Below are 19,371 nucleotides of genomic sequence, written 5' to 3' on the forward strand. Positions count from 1 at the left end.
TCATGGAAAGAAAAGAATTTATAAAAAGCCTGACTATAGGCCTGCTCGCCCCTACCTTGTTTCTTGCCGCCTGCAGCGATGATAAAAATAAAGACAACAAAAAGGCCAGTCAAAAAACAACAACCTATACATGTCCGATGCACCCTCAGGTGGTACAGGATAAAATGGGCACATGCCCAGTCTGTGGAATGGATTTGGTTCCTTTCGAAAAAAACTCCGCAGAGGCTGCCCTGCACCTTGACGAAAATCAAAGGGCACTAGCCAATGTCACCACCATGGCCGTTGGTTTAACAGGCTTCAATACCTATAAACAGTTAAACGGCAGACTGGTGGTTAACCCAGAAAAAACGGAATACATCTCCAGCAGGGTATCAGGAAGGCTAGAACGACTATATGTCCGCCAAACCGGGAAAAAAATTAATAAAGGACAAGCCCTATATCAAATATACTCTGAGCAGTTGGCTTCATTACAGCAAGAATACCTGCTGTCACTGGAGCAGGCCGCACAATTTCCTGAGGACAAAACTTTTGCACAACTATTAACCTCTTCCAGGCAAAAACTAAGTTTATACGGACAATCCGAGGGGGCCATCAAGGCACTGCAAAACAGCAAAAAGACCAGTCCGAATGTCATCTTCAGGGCGCCAGAAAATGGTACTGTTGCAGAATTAACCGTTACTGAAGGGCAATATGTTAGTGAAGGAACGCCATTAATGCGATTAGAAGGCTATCAATCCTTATGGGTGGAAGCAGATCTATATCCTACGGAGGCAGCCAGCATCAAGGATGGACAACAGGTTAAAGTCGTGATCCCGGGTTGGGAAGATCAGCCGCAACTGGTGACTGTTAAATTCATCAATCCAGCATTGCAGGCCAATACACAGCTTACCCAACTTAGGGCGGCCATCCCAAATCCCAATAATCAATGGCAACCAGGTTTACAGGCGAATGTTTTTGTGCCTACGGAAAGCAAGGGCGATGTCATCAACCTACCCATAGCTGCCGTGATCCGCAATGAAAAAGGCGCACATGTTTGGGTAGAAAAAGAAAAGGACAAGTTTGAGCCACAAGTGGTCAAAACCGGAATTGAAACTTTCGATACCATAGAAATCAAAAAAGGACTAAAAGCAGGCGACCAGGTAGTGATCAGTGGTGCCTATCTGCTATATAGTGAGTATATCCTTAAAAAAGGAAAGGACCCCATGGAAAGCGCAAAATTGTAACCATAATTATAAATAATGAAAGTCATGAACAAAACACTAAAAACAACCTTAACACTGAGCTTGGTAGTCTTATTAGCCGCTTGTAGCAACACAGCACCTAAAGATAGTCACGCGGGCCATAACCATGGACCGGCCAGCCCAAAGGAAACCTCCACTCCTGCTGTTGCCGCTTCCTTAAAAGACAGTAACCTGAATGCTGTATACAAACAATACCAGCTATTAACAACGGCCTTAACTGAAGGAGATGCAGCCACAGCAAAGGTATCAGCTATGGCGATTGAAGCCGGTGCTCAAGGTGTTAAAGGAGGCACTGCTTTAGCTACAACAGCTGCACAGATTACCGCTGCCAAGAACCTGGACACGCAAAGAACACTTTATGCGACTTTAAATAATCACTTCATTGCTTTGCTAAAAGACACTGGCCTGGAAAGCGGAGAGCTCTATGTAGCACATTGCCCAATGGCATTAAATGATAAAGGTGCATCCTGGGTAAGCCAAGTTAAAGAAATTCGAAACCCCTATTTTGGAGAAAGCATGTTAACCTGCGGTTCAGTTACGGAAACATTAAACTAATAGTCTAAATAGCCTGCCAAATGTGAGTTAATCATAAAACGTTATTTGGCAGGCCTATTTGCTTTACGATGAGTATTTAAATTTGTAGGTAAGCCATAACACATCGTCCTCAATTTGTTTCACATTTTCGAGCTTTAAAAGCGTAGCCCCTTCCTTTTTTATCGCCTCATCAATCTCAAACAAGGTTGATGTTGCTGTAGTACCATCGGCAATTGGTAAAAGCAATTGATGAAGTTCATCGATCAATTCTTCATTCAGAAAACTACCATTAATACGCGCCCCACCTTCTAACATTAACTTTTCAATGCCAAAAAGATGACGCAACTTATAAAGTGCAGTTTTTAGCTCGATTTCATCTGATCCAGCAAAAATATAAGATACGCCGATGTCTTTTAAATGTGCCAGGTAAGCATCTTCCACCCTTTCGGTGAGTATCGTGATCACATGATCGCCTTCCATTTCTGCACTTTCCCAGCCTAATTTGCCCTTACCATCCAGCGCTATTGCAAATGACTGTGCGCCATGTGCTGCTACGTAATCGTTCCGGTCTATTTGATGATCAGCTTTTTTCAAGATAGGCTTTGTATAGTCCGTAAAGTCTTTTTCCATCGTTGTCCGGCCAACTATCCAAGCTTTGATACCAATCTGGTTATGAATTTGCTCAAATTTGTTTTTCAAGGTCACCATCTCCGGGCGATCCCCCCAATTTTCTCCAAGTATTTTCCCATCCACAGAAGTCATCATTAAACAGATGATGTATGGGCGATCCTTTATGCTCAAATTGTTATTTAATTCATTAGTCATGGCATAACAACACAGCCAAACTTATTTTGTTGGCTGGAAGAGGGTTTAACCACTTCAAAATAGGTTAACCTAATTGGTCGTGTATAATTATTGCACCAACATCATTTAATTACACGGCCGTATGTAATTATAGATGCACGAACGCAGCTCATTGTAATGAGGTCAAAATTAAATTATAAAAAATTTTCGCAACGCACACTTTAGTATTTTAGTATTTCAGTCATTTTTATATATTTGATTACTGGTCGTTATGATCATCAATACAGCAACTTATGACGGACAGGCCAACTACGAATTGTAAAAATTGCAAGACTGAAGTAAATTTAAACTACTGTCATAACTGTGGCCAGCCTGTGCTGTTAAAACGGATTAACGGCCATTACATCATACATGAGGTTGAACACGTCTTACACTTTGAAAAGGGTATTTTATATACGATCCGGGAATTGTTAATCAGGCCTGGAGAGAATGTAAAACAGTTTATTTCAGAAAACCGAAGCAGGCTGGTAAAACCCATTATTTTCATCATCATCACTTCTTTGGCTTATTCACTCATCAATCATTATTTTCATCTTGAAGACGGCTATGTAAATTATAGTGAACAGCAACCATCCACTACAGGTATCTTTTTTAAATGGGTGCAAGCCTATTATGGTTATTCAAACATCATCATGGGTATCTTCATTGCTTTTTATATAAAACTATTTTTTAGAAAATACAATTACAATTTCTTTGAGATTTTGATACTGCTGTGTTTCACTATGGGCATGGGCATGTTAATTTATGCTCTTTTCGCCCTCTTTCAGGGAATTACACACCTGGATTTGATGGCCGTTGGTGGCTTCGTTGGTGTTACCTATTGCTCCTATGCTATTGCACAGTTTTTTGACAAGAAAAAACCTGGAAGTTATGTTAAAGCACTAGCTTCTTATCTTTTAGGCATGATCACCTTTTGGCTAACTCTATTTCTCTTAGGCACTATAATAGACTTCATCATTAAATAAAAATAAAACATATGGAAAAGAAACAGGCCCTTACGGTAATTTTTAGTGTAATCGCAATTATTTTAGGTATCACCTTGTACAAGAAATTTGATTTTGAAACTTTCAAATTCGAGAACACCGGCTTAGCCATCATTTACATCATTACCTTCATCGGTTCGCTATTTGTCATCATCAAAAATGTTAAGCGGGGATAATCGCTAACATCCTATTGACGCTACACCGCCTGATTGCTTTTTTTAACGTTCTCCATACCAAAATCAATGATTAAGAAAGGTCTAATTATTATGCTATTCACCATTTCATTTCCATTTTATGGAAGTAATGGGCAGCAAAAAAAACAAATTAAGCCCCTGGGCACTGCTGTTAAAATTGACACACTGCTTAGGCCGCAAATTGGCGGAATAAAACAAGTCATCTCCATTAAAACTGATGATGTTACCAGACCAGTGTTACTCTTTTTAGCGGGAGGACCTGGAAGCTCTATGATGAATAATGCGGACGCTTTTACAGACCAATTGAAAGGTAAATTCACTATCGTTCAATGGGATCAAAGGGATGCTGGCAAAACCTTGAAATTAAATCCTTCTCCAACCCTGCCGTCTGTTGAGCAAATGGAAAAGGATACTTATCAAGTGATCAGTTTTCTATTGAAGGAATTAAAACAAGACAAAGTATACTTACTCGGAAGTTCATGGGGTAACGTTTTAGGCTTTACTATCGTTAAAAATCATCCCGAACTCTTGTATGCCTATTTCGCTGTAAACCCGGTGATTAGTCAATTAGCAAGTGAGAAAGAATTACTCCATACTTTGAAAACACATTTTGATGCAAATTCACTTGCTAGTCAAGAATTAGCTAGCATTAATATTCCTTTCAAAGTGGATGAAGACTTGTTTTACTTAAGAAAGTGGCTTTTTTATAAAGAGGGTAAGGAATATGTTACCAGCGATGATTTCAAAAACGGATTTCTGCAATGGTCTAAAACATGGTCGCCTGTTTGGAACGAAGTGATGGCTATTGATTTACCGAAAACCTTAAACAAAGTTGACTGTCCCGTTTATTTTTTTGTAGGTAAAAACGATATTCAAACCTCAACAGCCATTACAAAGAAATATTATGAGCAATTGAATGCACCCAAAAAAGACTTGTTTCTATTTGATAATTCTGCACATCAGATTCATCATGATGAGCCAGAAAAGTTCCAAACAACCATCATCCAGACGCTTCAAAAGACTAACTAGTACCTTACATCATCAAACAATGACCAAAAAACTTTTAGGTGCAATTACAGTTACCTTTTTACTGCTCCACATTAATACCAGCGTAAAGGCCCAAGACTATCGCCAACTTAACGTTAGTGATTTTAAGTCGCTCCCAGACTTAAACCGCTCTTTTGCAGCTTTTATATTTTGGGAGGTTCATTATAAGTATACATTTTTTCACCCCGCTAAGAAATTAGAACTTGCTGTTGGCTTGCATTTCATGCACGATAAATCATGGTTTCTAACTGACCGCCTTTCAGAAGAACAAGTAAATCACTTGTTAAATCATGAACAGATGCATTTTGCTATTGGCGAAATGATGAAACGTGAGGTCAAAAAGACTTTATCTAACTTTAAGTATTCAAAAAACTTCAGAACGGAGATTGATTCCCTTTTTAAATTAACGAATGTGAAGTACCGCCAGCTGGATCAACAATACGACCGTGAAACGAATCACAGTAGAGACACCGTATCACAAAAGAGATGGGATGCCTATATTAAAAGTAATCTGGAGCTTTTGGAGTAAACTTCTACAGGCAGGCATAACACTGATTTAACTGTTGTTTGTACTACTCAATCTTTGCCAGTTTATTATGATAAAGTAATAAAAAAGTGCACCGGAGAATCTCCGGCACACCCCACTAACCAAACTGAACAATTTAAATAACTTAGGTAAGTAGATTTCGATATCACCTATCCTTTCACGAGTATCAATAACGTCACTTTTTGTACAACAAAATCTGATCTAGCACAACCCCTTCGTCAACAGCCATAAAGGTCAGCCGATGCGATTTCCTGGTACACTTGAACGTCAATTTTTTGATCGCCTGGTTACGTAAAACATTGTCCTTCCATTCTTCACTCGATTCCTTGGTCGTATAATCGATTATCCTTGCCTCACCGCCATCCAACGATACCGAAAAACGAAGTTTTCCTTCTGACACCGCATGGGTTGGCAACAACCTGACCTCCACCAGCACAGAATCCGTTCCTAAATCCTTAAATTCGAATGTTAACGTCTCGTCCTTCACAATCGTTGCTGCTTTTCCCTCATAGCCAAGTCCGGTTGCCAAAAGTTTCACTCTGCTATTTCCTTCCAGCGCATTCCATTTCCGTGCTGGTTTATTCGGTGCAGTCATGGACGACAAACGCTCATCTTTAATTAGTGCCTCAAAAACAGGCAATTTCCTCGGCTGAGCATCCATCATTCCATTCCATTTTCCATTAGACAACGTATTATATCGATGTGTTAAAACTTGAATACTATCATATGCTTTCGTGCTTAATGCCCATTCTGCCTTTGCATGTCTGGCTAGCTGGCCATACAGCATTTTAAAATTCATTTGTGTAGCCGCCTGTACCGGGTATTGAACAAGTTGATAAAAGGCATCTTTTTTTGCCAATGGAATAAGAGCCGACAACGTCTCTACTTTTTTAGAAATCTTATCATACTCATTTAACCGTGTCCGGATTTCCGCCTCAGTCCATGGAAGATCCGACACCTTGGCACGTGCCTCATCGTAAACCCTGGAATTCCCTAAAAGTTCGGGCTTGCGGATATGGGCGAGTCGATAATGTTCCTGCATGATAGCTGATAGTTCCTTAGCCGTACTTTCACCAAACTCACGGAAAAGGAAGCTTTCAAGATGTGAGTCTACCCCTTTTACCTCATTAATATTCCAAGCCAAATCAAGAAAAAGCTCTGTCTGGTATTCGACAGGCTTGATGTCACCCACGTTTGCTATCCAAATCTTCCTGGCGCCTTTTTCGTAGGCAAGCTTCATTTGCTGAATTTCCAAAGCCGGGTTTGCTGTACCCAGCCACAAATAATCATGTGGCCTGCCCCAATAAGAAAGGTGATAATAAACCCCGTTACCACCAGTCCTGCTTCTTTCTACCTCGGATGGGAAATGGCGAATGTATCCAAAGTTGTCATCAGGCCATACCAGCGTTACATGGTCTGGCACCTTTAGTCCCGAATTATAAACCTCTAATACTTCTTTATAAGGCACAAAAGCCTGCGGAATACGGGTATAATCGTCTGCAATATATTTTTTAAGAAGGTTTTGCTGGTCGGGGATGATCCTTGCAAGCTGATCTTTGTATTCCTGAACGCTGTTTACCCCCTCCATTTTACCATCATGTTTGCCGCGCATACCAATGGTGTAGAAATTCTCAGCCCCCTTAAGTTCTTTTAACCTCTCCTCCCAGTAGTCAACTACAGCATCCTTATTGGTTACATAGTTATAACGCCCCTTGCCTGCTGCGTCCCATTCACTGGCACTGTTTCGCATCAATGGTTCGCAATGGGAAGTGCCCACGATGATACCATATTTATCTGCGATTTCCTTTGTCCCCTCCACAAAATAAAATGGAACGGTAACCTCATGCATCGCTGGCCAAACCGTGTTGGCACGAAGTCTCAGTAACAGCTCAAATATCTTCGCGTAAGTTTTCGGACCAATGACGCTTTTTTCATTTAATGTACTGGTATCTATCCCTGGCTTGATATTACCTTCTGGTTCAAAAGTATTGCTGCTCCATGGCAGGAGGCCCCAATCTTCATCATTTAAAAACACGCCACGATACTGCACAGAAGGCGATTGAATTATTGTTTCATCTGGAAAAGAAAAAGTCGTAAGCTTATTTGGTGTTGCATCTGCCCACCATTCCCATGGTGAAATCCCGATCATTCTGGATAATTCCAATATTCCATAGGCCGTACCACGACTATCACTGCCTGCAATAACCAGCTTTAATTTCCCGTTCTCTTTGATCGTTTTGAGCACAAAAGCTTCCCACTTTCCTTTAATCCCTGTAAGGTCAACTAATTTAGCACCATCCAAACGGGTAATTTCCTCATTTATGCCAATCGTGCCGGCAACAATTTCCGTTTTACCATTTGACCGGGTTATTGCCAGTTGTGACCCAAATACAGCTTTAATGTCTTTCTGTAAAATATCAGCAGCAGTGTGAACCACTGGTTCCTCCTTTATAGCAATATGCAGCTTAGCACTAACCCCAGCCCTTAACAAAGGTTGCTGAGCCTTCAGCATGAAGCTGGAAAAGAAAATTATTGTTACTAACAAGACGTTGTATTTCATGGTCTTCGTATAAATATTACTGATTAATACATAATAAATATGTATTGACTATTAAACATACTTCTATTTTACTTTGCTCTTTACTGCAGAACCACTGATAAAATTTTCATGAATATGCCTATTCTTTAAAATGGTATCCGCCTTCACGCTCTTTAGCGAAACCGTATGAATCGGCAACCTTTTATCACCAAGAATTCTGGATATAAACTTCACATTGGTCGATTGAATGTTTTCCAGATATATTTTACTGATTGGTGTAAGTTTGACTTTGACCGTCGGCACAAGTGTTCTCCATTGGTAGAGCACATCAGTTTCAATGCCTAATATGCCTAAATCAATTTTTCCGGAAGTAAGGTTACTGGCGTAAATGTTTTTTACGTAGCCGCCCATACGTTCGTTCGTTTTAATAAAAATTAGGTGGTTAAGTTTAGCACCGTCAACCACTATACAGTTATTGACAAATACGTTTTCAATCCCTCCAGAAAGCTCACTTCCTAGCGCTAAAAGCTGGTGACCGTTTTTAACTGTACAATTTTGGATGACGATATTTTTTGATGGTGTTTTCAAACGCCATCCTTCCGGATTACGGCCTGATTTAATAGCAATAGCATCATCACCCTGATCAAATTGACAATTTTCTATAAGTACATTCTGGCTCATTTCCGGATCAATTCCATCGTTATTATGTCCATGGGCATATATATTAATATTCCTAATCACGACATTTTTAGAGAGATAAGGATGAACGGTCCAAAAAGGACTATTAGTAATTGTTACCCCTTCCAATAATATGTTCTCACTACGGTTGAATTGAATAAAATGAGGACGAAGATTCGCCGTATCGTTGACCATCGATCGCTCATTAAGAGGTGCATAGGCGGAAACCAGGTTATATAACCTTTTAATGCTCTCCATATGTGCCTTTGGCCTGGAGAACCAGGTTTTCCAGGTGTTCATCTGTGCCCTTAATTCACCTTCCCCGGTAATGGCAATATTTTTACATTTATAGGCATAAATTAAGGGCGAGTAATTTAAACACTCCATTCCTTCCCAGCTACTGTGTACAGCAGGCAAGTAATCAGCCGGATCTGCAGAAAACAACAGTAAAGCTCCCTTTTCAATATGTAAATTCACATTACTTTTAAAATGAATTTTACCAGTCAGCCACTCTCCAGCTGGCACTACCACAGTCCCACCACCTAGTTCATGCGCCTTGGAAATGGCTTGAGCAATAGCAGTGGTTGTCTTTTCCTTATTTCCCAGGGCAGCACCAAAGTCAACAATATTTAATTTTACGGCCTTCGAGAAATCCGGGACGGTAATATTGTAATTGCCAAACGGAGCCTTTACATTAATTTTAGTTTCAATTATTCTGTTTCGTTGTTGGGCTAAGGAACTGGAGATAGAATAACAAAACAGCATCAGCACTAATAATTTCTTCATTGATCTTACTTATGTAGTTGTTAATAATAGACCGTGGTCTAGCTAGACCACGGTCTGATCACTATTCTATGATGACTGCTATCAGCTGATTAATACCCTGGATTTTGTGGATATCCACCAGTATCTCTATCGCGTACTGTTTGAGGGATAGGTCTCAGGTAGAATTTTTCGTCTACGGCCGCTCCATTAGCAGCATTTGTTAAAGGATTGTGTCTAAAAGCACGATCTAATTTATGCGTACGCTTTAGATCCAGCCATCTCTTGTATTCCCCAGCTTGTTCCCTTGCCCGCTCATCCAGTATAAAATCAAGCGTTACCTCCGCTACAGTAATATTTAAATTCTGACCAGCTTTTGTTGCGCGTGTCCTCACTATGTTAAGTTTTTCAGCGGCTTTTTGAGGTTGGCCTAACATGAAATAAGCTTCGGCAGCAACTAAGTAAGTTTCCGCAACGCGATAAAGAATTATATCTTTTGATGAAGCATGCGCGGATTCTGCACTTCCGGGTAAGGCGGCGTTAGGGTCATAAAACTTGTTAATCATTGGAAACTTTTCTTCATTATAAGTATAGATCCAGGGATATTTGATCACCTCAACTTGTGGGTTAGCAGCTTTCAATATGGCTTCCTGATCAGCTGAAAATGGTTTATCCGGGTAAGGGAAATAAAACCTTAAATCACCTTTTTTTACTGTTCCCTGGTCTTTTGTTGCCCTGTATTCACTTAAAAAGGTAACATCATACCTGGCGTCTTTTTCTGTGTTAAATAAAGAGTAAAGAAAAGGCGTAGGTACAAAATCTGACCTGCGTTTATTGTAAATGGTGGCTGCCGAAGCCTCATCAAAGCCAGTCTGCGCCTGCCAGAGTCTCCAACCAAACTGAATATTTTGTCCATGACCTGGACCGCCCGGAAGTGTCTCATATTGGATAGAAAATATGATCTCTTTACTTCGCTCATTTGCCGTTTTAAATACATCAGCAAATGAAGGCAATAGGCCGTAAAAAGGACTACTTAAAATCTCTTCCGTTAACCTGGCAGATTCAGTGAAATCATTGGCGTTTTTGTAGGTCTTGTAACCACGGGTCAGGTACAATACAGACAACAACTGTTTTACAGCGCCCTGGGTAACCCTGCCAGGTTCTACTTTTGCAGGATCCACTTCCAAATTAGGGAGCGCCATATTCAGTTCAGTGAACATAAAATCATAAACTTCCTGTTCTGTATTCGGAACAAAATGCGTTTCAGGACCAGTAAATTCATCTGTAACTATGGGGACGCCGCCAAAATTCTCTGCAAGCAAATAATAGTAATACGCTCTGATAAAACGAAGCTCTGCAATACGTTTAGATTTGATGTCCTCTGTTAAATTCGGGATCTTGTCTGCCCTGTTTATGCCCGTATTACACCTCTGGATACCTGCGTATAACCTGGAGAAGAAATCCTGAATATCACCATTATTAGAAGCTAAGGTTTTGTATTCATTCAGCTGGGTTCCAGGTACCAGATCAGCAGAACCATTTAAAAGTTCTTTAGAACCTCTCGTCACAATATCAGTTCCCCATTCAAATAAACTAGGGTTTGTGTTGTACACGCTTCGCATAGATTGATAGCAGGAATTGACCAATGCTTCGTACCCAGCTGCATCTACATAATAAGTCTCATTGGTAATACCACTTAAGTTCTCTTCTACCAAGAATTTTTTACAGGAAACCATCCCTGAGATGACAAATATTGCCAGTATATATAAAATCTTTTTCATTTTCAATTGATGTTTAAAAACCTAAATTCAATCCGAACATATAAGTTGAACTGCTAATCGCGCCACCGTAAACATTGTCAGATGACCATTCCGGATCATATCCGTCAAATTTGCTAAACAGGAAGGGGTTGGTTGCTGTTGCATAAACCCTTAAGTTATTCAGGTTCAATTTTTGTAACACTTTACTTGCAAAGGTGTACCCAAGGGTAATGTTACTAATCCTCACAAAGTTTCCAGTTCTGTAATTAGCTGCGCCAGCAAAATTACCTGCAGCGGCAGTACCTCCGGGGGCTGGAAAAGTGTTAGACGGATTTTCTGGGGTCCAGTAGTCACCACGGGCCTGATTAATCCACTGTGATGAATATGAAGCGAAAGTTTGGTGGAATTGACTTAGGAATTGCTCACCTTGGCGTGTATAGGCCATAATATACAGATCCACATTCCCATATCTGAAGGTATTTGCGAAGGATCCTGTCCAGCTTGGTGCACGTTTACCAATAATTGTTCGGTCAGCTTCGTTGATAACACCGTCAGGCACCCCGTTAGGGCCAGAAATATCCAAAACCCTAACCATCCCTGGTTTTTGACCAAAAGCTGCAGCAGCCTCAGCCTGATCCAGTTGCCAAATTCCATCAAACTTGTAGTCATAATTAACTTGTATAGGTTGACCTATGAACCATCGGTTGCCGATATCATCATTCTTACCATTTCCAGTCTCCAGAATAACGTTTTTATTCGCATCAAATACAAAATCAGTTTTCCAGCTAAACTTACCTGATTGAATATTAGTTGTGCTTAAACCAACCTCTATTCCTCGGTTCCTTAATTTACCAATGTTGGCAAGCACAGATCCATAACCAACAGGTGCAGGTAGATTTCTATTTAAAAGCACATCAGTGATGGTTCGATTATAAACATCTACAGTACCGGAAACCCGATTATCAAACATGGTATAATCCAGGCCAAGGTTAATCTCTTTAGTGGTTTCCCAACCCAGGTTTTTATTAGCCAATAGGCCAGGTGCGTAACCTTGCGCTAAAGTATTTCCAAAATAGTATACTGTGGAAGCCAGCGTAGCTTGTGTACTATAAGGATCTACCCTGTCATTACCCGATTCACCGTAACTTAACCTTAGTTTCAGGTCGTTGATTGCTGTAATCTTTTTGATAAACGGCTCTTCCGATAACCTCCATGCGAAAGCCGCGGAGGGAAAAAAGGCCCATTGATTACCTTCTGCAAGTCTTGAGGACCCGTCCCAGGTACCTGATGCCGTAAACAGGTATTTGTCCTTGAACGTATAATTTAATCTTCCCCTGGCAGATGCCAAAGTAATTTTCCTAAAACCCGTTACATTTACCGGCGCCCGAAGCGTTCCGTTAGGCAAGGTGTTTTTCGCTGAACCTAAATTATACCAAAGGGAACGGAAAGGCAAATTAACGCCGTCCAGCTGGTTCCACTCTTCCCTGTCTTTTTGCGCACTTTGAATTGCCGTGGCGGTTATTTTATGTTCACCAAAAGTTCTTGCGTAAGTAACCTGATTATCCCAGATCCAGGTGAACTGTTCATTTGTTCTACTTTCCGCATGGCTCACTGCCTGATTATCCAGGGCGTTCTTTGACGGTAGCCCTCTGTACCATCCTCTACGCTCCGAATAGATTCCCGGAGAAAAACTCGTTTTTAAAGTCAGGTATTCAATAGGTTCAACCTGTAAGAATAGTTGTCCGAATGACCGTACCCAACGATTTCGACGAATTTCATTTTCCTGGTCAAAATAGGGATGAACAAGGCCCTGACTATTGGCAAGAGGACGCTCAATTCGATCCCCATTACTATTCACTGCAGAGGCAACAGGATGTATCCGGTAGGAAGACCGTAATGTTTCGGCACTTCCCTCATTCTGAAGGTTCTGAGCGCCATAAAAATTCATTCCAGCTCGCCACTTTTTTGAAATCTGATGTTCGATGTTCACGCGGATGGAATACCTTTTAAAATCCTCAGGTGAAACATTCCCTTGTTCCTGTAAGTATCCACCACCAAAAGAGAATTTGGTCTTTTCATCACCACCACTTACACTCACGTTATGGTTCATTTGTAAACCATTGGTGATAAACATAGATGACCAGTCGGTGTAATTTCCGGCATCAATATTTTCCCATTCATTAGCCGTAAAAAAAGAAGTATTGCTCCGGTCAGTAGATCTGCCGGTATTCTTGTACAACTGCATCATGTAGGCCACATACTCCGGACCGCTCATCATATCCGGCAGGTTCGCAGGGGTTCTTACCCCCATATATGCATCATAGGAGATAACCGTTTTACCCGATTTACCCCTTTTGGTAGTCACAATTACAACACCTTTTGCACCTCTTGACCCATATATTGCAGTTGCGGAAGCATCCTTTAGCACATCAATTTTTTCAATGTCAGCCGGATTAAGATCATTTAGACCTGAAGTGGTTGGAACGCCGTCAATAACAAACAAAGGCGAGTTATTTCCTCCGAAAGAACTGATTCCTCGAATGTTAATCGCGAAACCTGAACCCGGTTTACCTACTCTTTTTACAACCGTCACACCTGGGGTATTACCTTGCAGGGCACCGGTAGCATCCGTAGTTGCTGCCCTTGCGATGGTATTAGCATTAACAGAAGCTATAGAACCTGTTAAGTCAGCCCTCCGCTGGGTTCCATAACCCACCACAACCACCTCATTTAGTTTTTGTGACGATGGTACAAGCTTGATATTTAAAGTTGTTCTGGAATCAAGCTGAATTTCCTGGGGGTCATAGCCAATATAGCTGACAATAAGAACGGCATTTTCCGGAGCAATGAGACTATAATTACCATTCGTATCTGTCTGTGTACCTCTGGAAAGACCTTTGATTGTTATTGTAGCGCCTGGAATTGGCATATTTGTTTCATCAAGCACCTTTCCTGTAACGGTAATATCCTTCATCAAAGTTCCTACCGGAACAATGGCAATCAAATTACCCTGTAGCCTTTGAAAAGAAAAAGACGTGCCTTCTAAAACTTGTCCAAGAACCTCCAACACCTCTTTATTGTTGACGCTCATCGTAATGAATTTGTTCTCAGGTATATGGCGCTCGCTAAAAACAAAACGGTATATTGTTTTCTTCTCCAACTCAGCAATGACCTTTTTAAAAGAGGCAGATTTTAAATCAAGGGTTACTTTAGTTTGTGAAAATCCGGTCGCCCACGATTGGAGACTAAATAGGATAATTAATGCAAACGTTAGTCTCATAATAATGATAATTTGCTTTTTTGGGCAAAAGAAGCCGCCAACACCATTTAGGTGTTTAAAAAATTTCATAAGTTTACTGTATTAAAGGTTGATTTGATTGCAGACTTCCGTCCAAAGCAGTCTGCATTAATTATTCATCGATCATCTTTGATTGTACGGGGATCTAGGTCCCCGTTTTCATTAAGTAAATTCCTGTTTCATATGGTTCAGTATTTAGTTTATAATTGGTTATTTGATTAATAGGTTGTTTCCGTCTGCCGTATAGGTAAAGTTCTCCGTTACACTAAGGGCTTTCAGGATTTCTAATGGGGAACGCCGTTCAAAAGTGCCCGTAAATTTAAGTTTCTTTAAATTTTCATCTCCAAAACTTATTTTAACACCATAAGCTCTTTCCAGGGACTTGGCAATTTCAAAGAATGTTTCGTCTTTAAAAGCTATGGTATTGTTTAGCCAGGACGTTTCAATTAAAGTAGAATCATTTTTATGGTAATGTGTTAGCTCCGTCAGGGGAAGATCATCAGCTCCTCCTTTGGCATTTTCAGATCCCTCATCAAGAGTGAAATTCACTTTTAGCTTTTCCGAAGGCCTGAGTGTTATTTTATCATTACCCCTATTTGGTATGGTCACTTCTACTAGACCTCTAATCAAGGTAGTTTCGCTATAAGGATCATTGGGGTACGATTTAACATTAAAGGCCGTTCCTAGTACTTTGATGTTCATTTTTTCGGTGTGAATAATAAAAGGACGATCTGGATTCTTTACTACATCGAAGAAGGCTTCACCCACCAAGGTCACTTCCCTGGAATTTCTGCCAAATTGTGCTGGATAAACAAGTTTGCTTGAGCCATTAAGAATAACTTTTGTGCCATCAGACAGGGTTATTGACCTCTTTGAACCCGCTTTAGTAACCAGGGGAATATCAACTCCCGAGTGCTGTTTTGTGAAAATGAATAGGACAACTAAAATTAGGGCAGCTATAGAAGCTACACTCATAACAAGCGGGTAATGTCTTTTCAGGAATGAAGGAGTGCTCGTCAAAGTTTCATCCTGACCAATTTTTGTCATTACCTTATTAAATATAGCAAGGTCAGAATCATGAACAGAAGTATTCGTTGAAAAATACATCTTATAAAGATCATATTGTTCTTTATACTTGTCGTCGTTTAAGAATTGAGCCAATTCAGTAGCTTCAGAAACGCTGAGCGTTTCCATCATTTCTTTAGCTATCAGCTCGTTAAATCTTAATTGAGACATAGTAGTATGATTCTTTTCTATAGGACAAGAATTTCACCGAAACTACTTACAAGAAATTAAAAAAATTTTGTTGACCAGAAATGTTGCTGCATAACAAATGTAAAAATGGAGCTAAACGAATATTTCCAAGCATATGGAAAGCCAGGCAATAACCACAGATGCGATATGACGAATAGGTGTTACCTTTCTTCCCTCCCTCTGGTTTTGGTGACCAACCATGATCGTACTTATTTTGTTCATTGCCCGGTAGACTTGGGTTTCCACCGTTCGAGGTGAAATTTCCAATATTTCGGCTACCTCTTTACATTTCATGCCATTTTCTTTCACCATTTTGAATATAACTTTGCATTGCAATGGCAGCGTCTCAATAGCTTTGTCAAGCTGAAACATCAGTTCCTTTTTTTCAAAGTCTTTATCGGGCTGGTATGTGAATGCAAGTTCATCGCCGCAGTCATCAATATTGACCAACTTTAGTTTCGCTGCACTTTTACAATGATTGATCGCCCGATTTTTCACGGACACAAACAAATACGTCTCTGGATTTACAACGTGCGACAGATTTGCCCGGTTGACCCATAGGTGTACAAATACATCGGATACAATTTCTTCAGCAATTTCTTTTTGATAGACGTAAAATGAACAGAAGCTAATCAATTTGGAGTTTAATGAATACAATAGCGCCTCAAAAGACTTCAGGTCGTTATCCTTAACTATTTTCGCCCAGCACGCTAATATGTCTATAGTCTGTTTCAAGCTTGTAAAATGATAGCCCCTGCCAGGAACGGCAAATGAGCTGATTATATTTGGTTAGCTTAAATGTAGTGTTTTTATTTACCAAATACTAAAGAAGTGAAATTTGAAGTTCAACTCTAGCTATTTCTGTCTACCACTATCCAGCGTAAATAATGCTAGTCAAAAACTCATTTTGAAACTTTGATTAGGATCATGCTTCGCAACTAAATTCTTAAAATCATTAATTTTTTCATACCTGAATTTTATCACTGCAGGAGACATGGTAACCTCAGGACTACCAAAGTCATTAATTAAATATGCTTTCATATTAAACAAAAGTAGTTCAAGAGTCTCCAGTTCACTTATCCAATCCAGTAATAGAATGGTACTATTTGGAAATGGGCGCAGATGCTTTTTACAGCGACCCTTTGGAAGCCCTACAAATATTTTCTTCATGATTAGGCTTTTATGATGTCTTTAGATCTTTAAATTTGCAACTCACTATATTATATTTTTTTTGTTGTAAAACTACCCCATCCAAAACAAACCATGTTTGCAAGCATAAAACGAGTCATCCATAGAGAACTAAGGCTTTTTTTTCAACTAAAGAGAACAGAACGCTTATGGCACATACCTGTGTTGGCGTCGCTTTGTGTAGGAATTCCCTTGCTGGTAGGGTATTATTTCGACCATCTGGAATTTGGAATTTTAGGCTGCTTAGGAGGATTGGTCATATTATATATGCCACCAACCAGCTTCAAGCACCGTTTTTCGACCACTATATTCTGTGGTCTGGGTTTTATCCTAAGTTTTACCATAGGGATTGTATGTAGCTTTAATGGCATTTTTTCATCTATTATGATAGGAGTTTTTGCCTTTATTATTAACTGGACAACAAATAACTTTAAACTCGGCCCCCCGGGAAATTTCTTTTTTATCATGATTGCAGTAATGGCTAGCTGCATGCCTTTTGATTTGGAAAGAATTCCAATTAAGGTTGGAATACTAACACTTGGGGTATTATTTGCTTGTATCCTGGCGTTTATATACAGCTTATATATCACCAATAAATATAAAACAAACCTACACGAGATTACACCCAGGGGAAGAAACGGCACTCTTATTACTGAATCCTTTATTTTAGGTATTTTTATCATGCTCGCACTTTTGGTTGGACACCTGTTTAAATTTAGTAATCCATATTGGATACCCATATCTGCCCTTGCCATTATGCAGGGAATAACGGTGACGCATGTTTGGCAGCGGAGCTTTTACAGAATGCTAGGCACTTATATAGGTATTGGCCTGACATGGATCCTTCTTCAGTACAATCTGAGTCCTTTAACTGTTTGTATCTTAATTCTGGTTTTACAGTTCATCATAGAAATGCTTGTCGTAAGGCACTATGCATTGGCCTGTATTTTTATTACGCCATTAACTATTTTTCTTGCTGATATCGGCAGCCTTTTCACTGTGGATACAAATCAGCTTATATCTATAAGACTCACGGATATCATCATTGGTAGTGTTATTGGAGGAATAGGAGGATGGATTTTGCACAATCAGCAATTGAAAGCTAAAGCCGACCGTCATCTGCGAATGGCAAAGGTGGCAATGTTGAGAAAGCACTAGTGTTCATTGTGTATCATCCTTGGAGGTGAGCTAAAGAAGTAAACCGACTTCTGCAGTGTAGGTAAATATTACATCTTTTACAAAGAAAGAGAATGAGCCTTTTCATCCGGCCAGGGCAAACTTTTACCAGTACTTTTATAAGTAGGCAAAACCACGTTCCAGGCTTTTAACTGCGTAGTCAGCGATTTCGCCAGTTTTAAGGCGGTCGCTCTATGCTTTCTTATGAGATTCCCATGTTCTCCAATATCTTGACTATAGTCGTAAAGCTCTAGTTTTTCTTTTTTAAAATCATAAATTAGTTTCCAATTCCCTTGCCTGATAGCACTGAAGTAATTGATGCCCGGGCCATCGGTTGCCGTCCATTTATGCGGATTATACCAAATCAATGACCTGTCCTTATGAGCATATGGTTCTACTTTAAGTAGAGAAACGAAACTTATGCCATCAACCTCTTGACTCACCGAAGGACTTTCTATTCCTGCCATTTCCAGTATAGAAGGGAAAAAATCTTCGATTATTTCTCTTCGCGCGGATCCATACCCTTATCGAGGTATTTCTGAACAAATCTTGGGTCGGCCTGAATAGGGTCATGAAGGGCATAGTGAGCCAAATGAAGATAAAAGGGCCGTTTCGTACTCACTACCTGATCGGTGCTTTTCAAAGCTTCAAGCGTTAATGCTTCTGTAAGGAAAGTATCGCTACCGTAGTATTCCGCAAGCCCCTGTACGGCATTGTATGTAAACTTACCCGGAATATTGCCATAGTTTTCCTTTCCATAATAACTTTGCGGGTGACCGATAGCATTTCCAGCTACGTTAACCATAAAACCCAAGTTCAGGGGATTGGCACCAGGTGTTCCCTGTGAGCCCCAGTGTGCTTTACCAACATGCACAGTAAAATATCCGCTTTGTTTTAATAATTGAGGCATTGCTGTAGCATAGATGGTAGGTGGAATATTGGGCACAGGACTGTAACCGTTAAAGTTCCAATCCATACGGTTAAACACTACATTATCACGATCTTAAGGTGTGTCTTGTAAACACTGTATCATAATGACGACGAACGACTTTCTCATGTCTGATTCGGTTACAGGCAATAAACTTTACGGAATTAAAGAGGTAAGCCTTGATAACCTTTTCATTATCCTGAATGTTACGGATCTGATTCCAATAAGAAACGTAAGCATCCTGCACAACATCCTTTGCTACATCCTGATCACCCAGAAGCTGATACGCGAAAAAACATAAATTGGGATAATATAACTTAAATGCTTCTTTAAAAGATTGTTCACTAATAAAATCAGGGGAATCTTTGATTCATCTCA

The 19,371-nt window shown here is 40.1% G+C and carries 18 protein-coding genes; 7 read left to right on the forward strand and 11 right to left on the reverse strand.

Annotation, left to right across the window (positions count from 1 at the left end):
* The first annotated feature begins 2 nt into the window (after window positions 1-2).
* Window positions 3-1,223 carry an efflux RND transporter periplasmic adaptor subunit gene (locus tag IWX76_RS02645; protein WP_196858300.1) on the forward strand — a complete coding sequence of 407 codons (1,221 nt, stop codon included), beginning with the start codon at window positions 3-5 and terminating at the stop codon, window positions 1,221-1,223.
* Between the two features lie 24 nt (window positions 1,224-1,247).
* A complete protein-coding gene (locus IWX76_RS02650) occupies window positions 1,248-1,796 on the forward strand; it encodes a DUF3347 domain-containing protein (RefSeq protein ID WP_196858301.1) in 549 nt (182 codons plus the stop codon).
* Between the two features lie 63 nt (window positions 1,797-1,859).
* On the opposite strand, the gene IWX76_RS02655 is transcribed toward IWX76_RS02650, so the two are convergent.
* Window positions 1,860-2,576 carry a RibD family protein gene (locus IWX76_RS02655; RefSeq protein ID WP_196858302.1) on the reverse strand — a complete coding sequence of 239 codons (717 nt, stop codon included), beginning with the start codon at window positions 2,574-2,576 and terminating at the stop codon, window positions 1,860-1,862.
* 296 nt (window positions 2,577-2,872) lie between these two features.
* Between IWX76_RS02655 and IWX76_RS02660 the strand changes: the two genes are divergently transcribed.
* From IWX76_RS02660 to IWX76_RS02675, 4 genes are all read left to right on the forward strand, one after another.
* Window positions 2,873-3,604, forward strand: a complete 732-nt coding sequence (locus tag IWX76_RS02660) for a DUF3667 domain-containing protein (RefSeq protein WP_196858303.1) — start codon at window positions 2,873-2,875, stop codon at window positions 3,602-3,604.
* An 11-nt stretch (window positions 3,605-3,615) separates the two neighbouring features.
* Window positions 3,616-3,798: a hypothetical protein gene (locus IWX76_RS02665; RefSeq protein ID WP_196858304.1), complete on the forward strand. Its 183-nt coding sequence runs from the start codon at window positions 3,616-3,618 to the stop codon at window positions 3,796-3,798.
* Window positions 3,799-3,864: 66 nt separating this feature from the next.
* The gene (locus tag IWX76_RS02670) at window positions 3,865-4,845 is read left to right on the forward strand and encodes an alpha/beta fold hydrolase (protein WP_196858305.1); all 981 of its coding nucleotides are present in this window, start codon (window positions 3,865-3,867) and stop codon (window positions 4,843-4,845) included.
* 19 nt (window positions 4,846-4,864) lie between these two features.
* Window positions 4,865-5,392 (forward strand): DUF922 domain-containing protein, encoded by a 528-nt coding sequence (locus IWX76_RS02675; protein WP_196858306.1) that lies wholly within the window; start codon window positions 4,865-4,867, stop codon window positions 5,390-5,392.
* Window positions 5,393-5,585: 193 nt separating this feature from the next.
* Here the strand turns inward: IWX76_RS02675 and IWX76_RS02680 are convergent, their stop codons facing one another.
* The 7 genes from IWX76_RS02680 to IWX76_RS02710 form a co-directional block, all read right to left on the reverse strand.
* Window positions 5,586-7,970: a glycosyl hydrolase 115 family protein gene (locus IWX76_RS02680; protein ID WP_196858307.1), complete on the reverse strand. Its 2,385-nt coding sequence runs from the start codon at window positions 7,968-7,970 to the stop codon at window positions 5,586-5,588.
* Window positions 7,971-8,033: 63 nt separating this feature from the next.
* Complete coding sequence (locus IWX76_RS02685) at window positions 8,034-9,413, reverse strand: glycoside hydrolase family 28 protein (RefSeq protein WP_196858308.1); 1,380 nt, start codon at window positions 9,411-9,413, stop codon at window positions 8,034-8,036.
* 89 nt (window positions 9,414-9,502) lie between these two features.
* Window positions 9,503-11,170, reverse strand: a complete 1,668-nt coding sequence (locus IWX76_RS02690) for a RagB/SusD family nutrient uptake outer membrane protein (RefSeq protein WP_196858309.1) — start codon at window positions 11,168-11,170, stop codon at window positions 9,503-9,505.
* 13 nt (window positions 11,171-11,183) lie between these two features.
* Complete coding sequence (locus IWX76_RS02695; RefSeq protein ID WP_196858310.1) at window positions 11,184-14,429, reverse strand: TonB-dependent receptor; 3,246 nt, start codon at window positions 14,427-14,429, stop codon at window positions 11,184-11,186.
* 228 nt (window positions 14,430-14,657) lie between these two features.
* Window positions 14,658-15,683, reverse strand: a complete 1,026-nt coding sequence (locus tag IWX76_RS02700) for a FecR family protein (protein ID WP_196858311.1) — start codon at window positions 15,681-15,683, stop codon at window positions 14,658-14,660.
* A gap of 111 nt (window positions 15,684-15,794) precedes the next feature.
* Window positions 15,795-16,436, reverse strand: coding sequence for an RNA polymerase sigma-70 factor (locus IWX76_RS02705; protein ID WP_196858312.1), 642 nt, complete (start codon window positions 16,434-16,436; stop codon window positions 15,795-15,797).
* 159 nt (window positions 16,437-16,595) lie between these two features.
* The gene (locus IWX76_RS02710; RefSeq protein ID WP_196858313.1) at window positions 16,596-16,871 is read right to left on the reverse strand and encodes a hypothetical protein; all 276 of its coding nucleotides are present in this window, start codon (window positions 16,869-16,871) and stop codon (window positions 16,596-16,598) included.
* Between the two features lie 93 nt (window positions 16,872-16,964).
* Here IWX76_RS02710 and IWX76_RS02715 point away from each other — a divergent pair, with 93 nt between their 5' ends.
* A complete protein-coding gene (locus tag IWX76_RS02715; RefSeq protein WP_196858314.1) occupies window positions 16,965-18,047 on the forward strand; it encodes an FUSC family protein in 1,083 nt (360 codons plus the stop codon).
* 77 nt (window positions 18,048-18,124) lie between these two features.
* Here IWX76_RS02715 and IWX76_RS02720 read toward each other — a convergent pair whose 3' ends face one another.
* The 3 genes from IWX76_RS02720 to IWX76_RS18140 are packed head-to-tail and all read right to left on the reverse strand — an operon-like array spanning window position 18,125 to window position 19,363.
* Window positions 18,125-18,565: a sulfatase/phosphatase domain-containing protein gene (locus tag IWX76_RS02720; RefSeq protein WP_334641338.1), complete on the reverse strand. Its 441-nt coding sequence runs from the start codon at window positions 18,563-18,565 to the stop codon at window positions 18,125-18,127.
* Complete coding sequence (locus IWX76_RS02725; protein WP_196858316.1) at window positions 18,562-19,041, reverse strand: sulfatase-like hydrolase/transferase; 480 nt, start codon at window positions 19,039-19,041, stop codon at window positions 18,562-18,564. The genes IWX76_RS02720 and IWX76_RS02725 overlap by 4 nt, the downstream gene beginning before the upstream one ends.
* Before the next feature lie 19 nt (window positions 19,042-19,060).
* Window positions 19,061-19,363 carry a sigma factor gene (locus tag IWX76_RS18140; protein ID WP_196859015.1) on the reverse strand — a complete coding sequence of 101 codons (303 nt, stop codon included), beginning with the start codon at window positions 19,361-19,363 and terminating at the stop codon, window positions 19,061-19,063.
* Window positions 19,364-19,371 lie beyond the last annotated feature (8 nt).

Origin of the sequence: Pedobacter sp. CAN_A7, from assembly GCF_015752175.1 — a bacterium.
Taxonomy (GTDB): Bacteria; Bacteroidota; Bacteroidia; order Sphingobacteriales; family Sphingobacteriaceae; genus Pedobacter.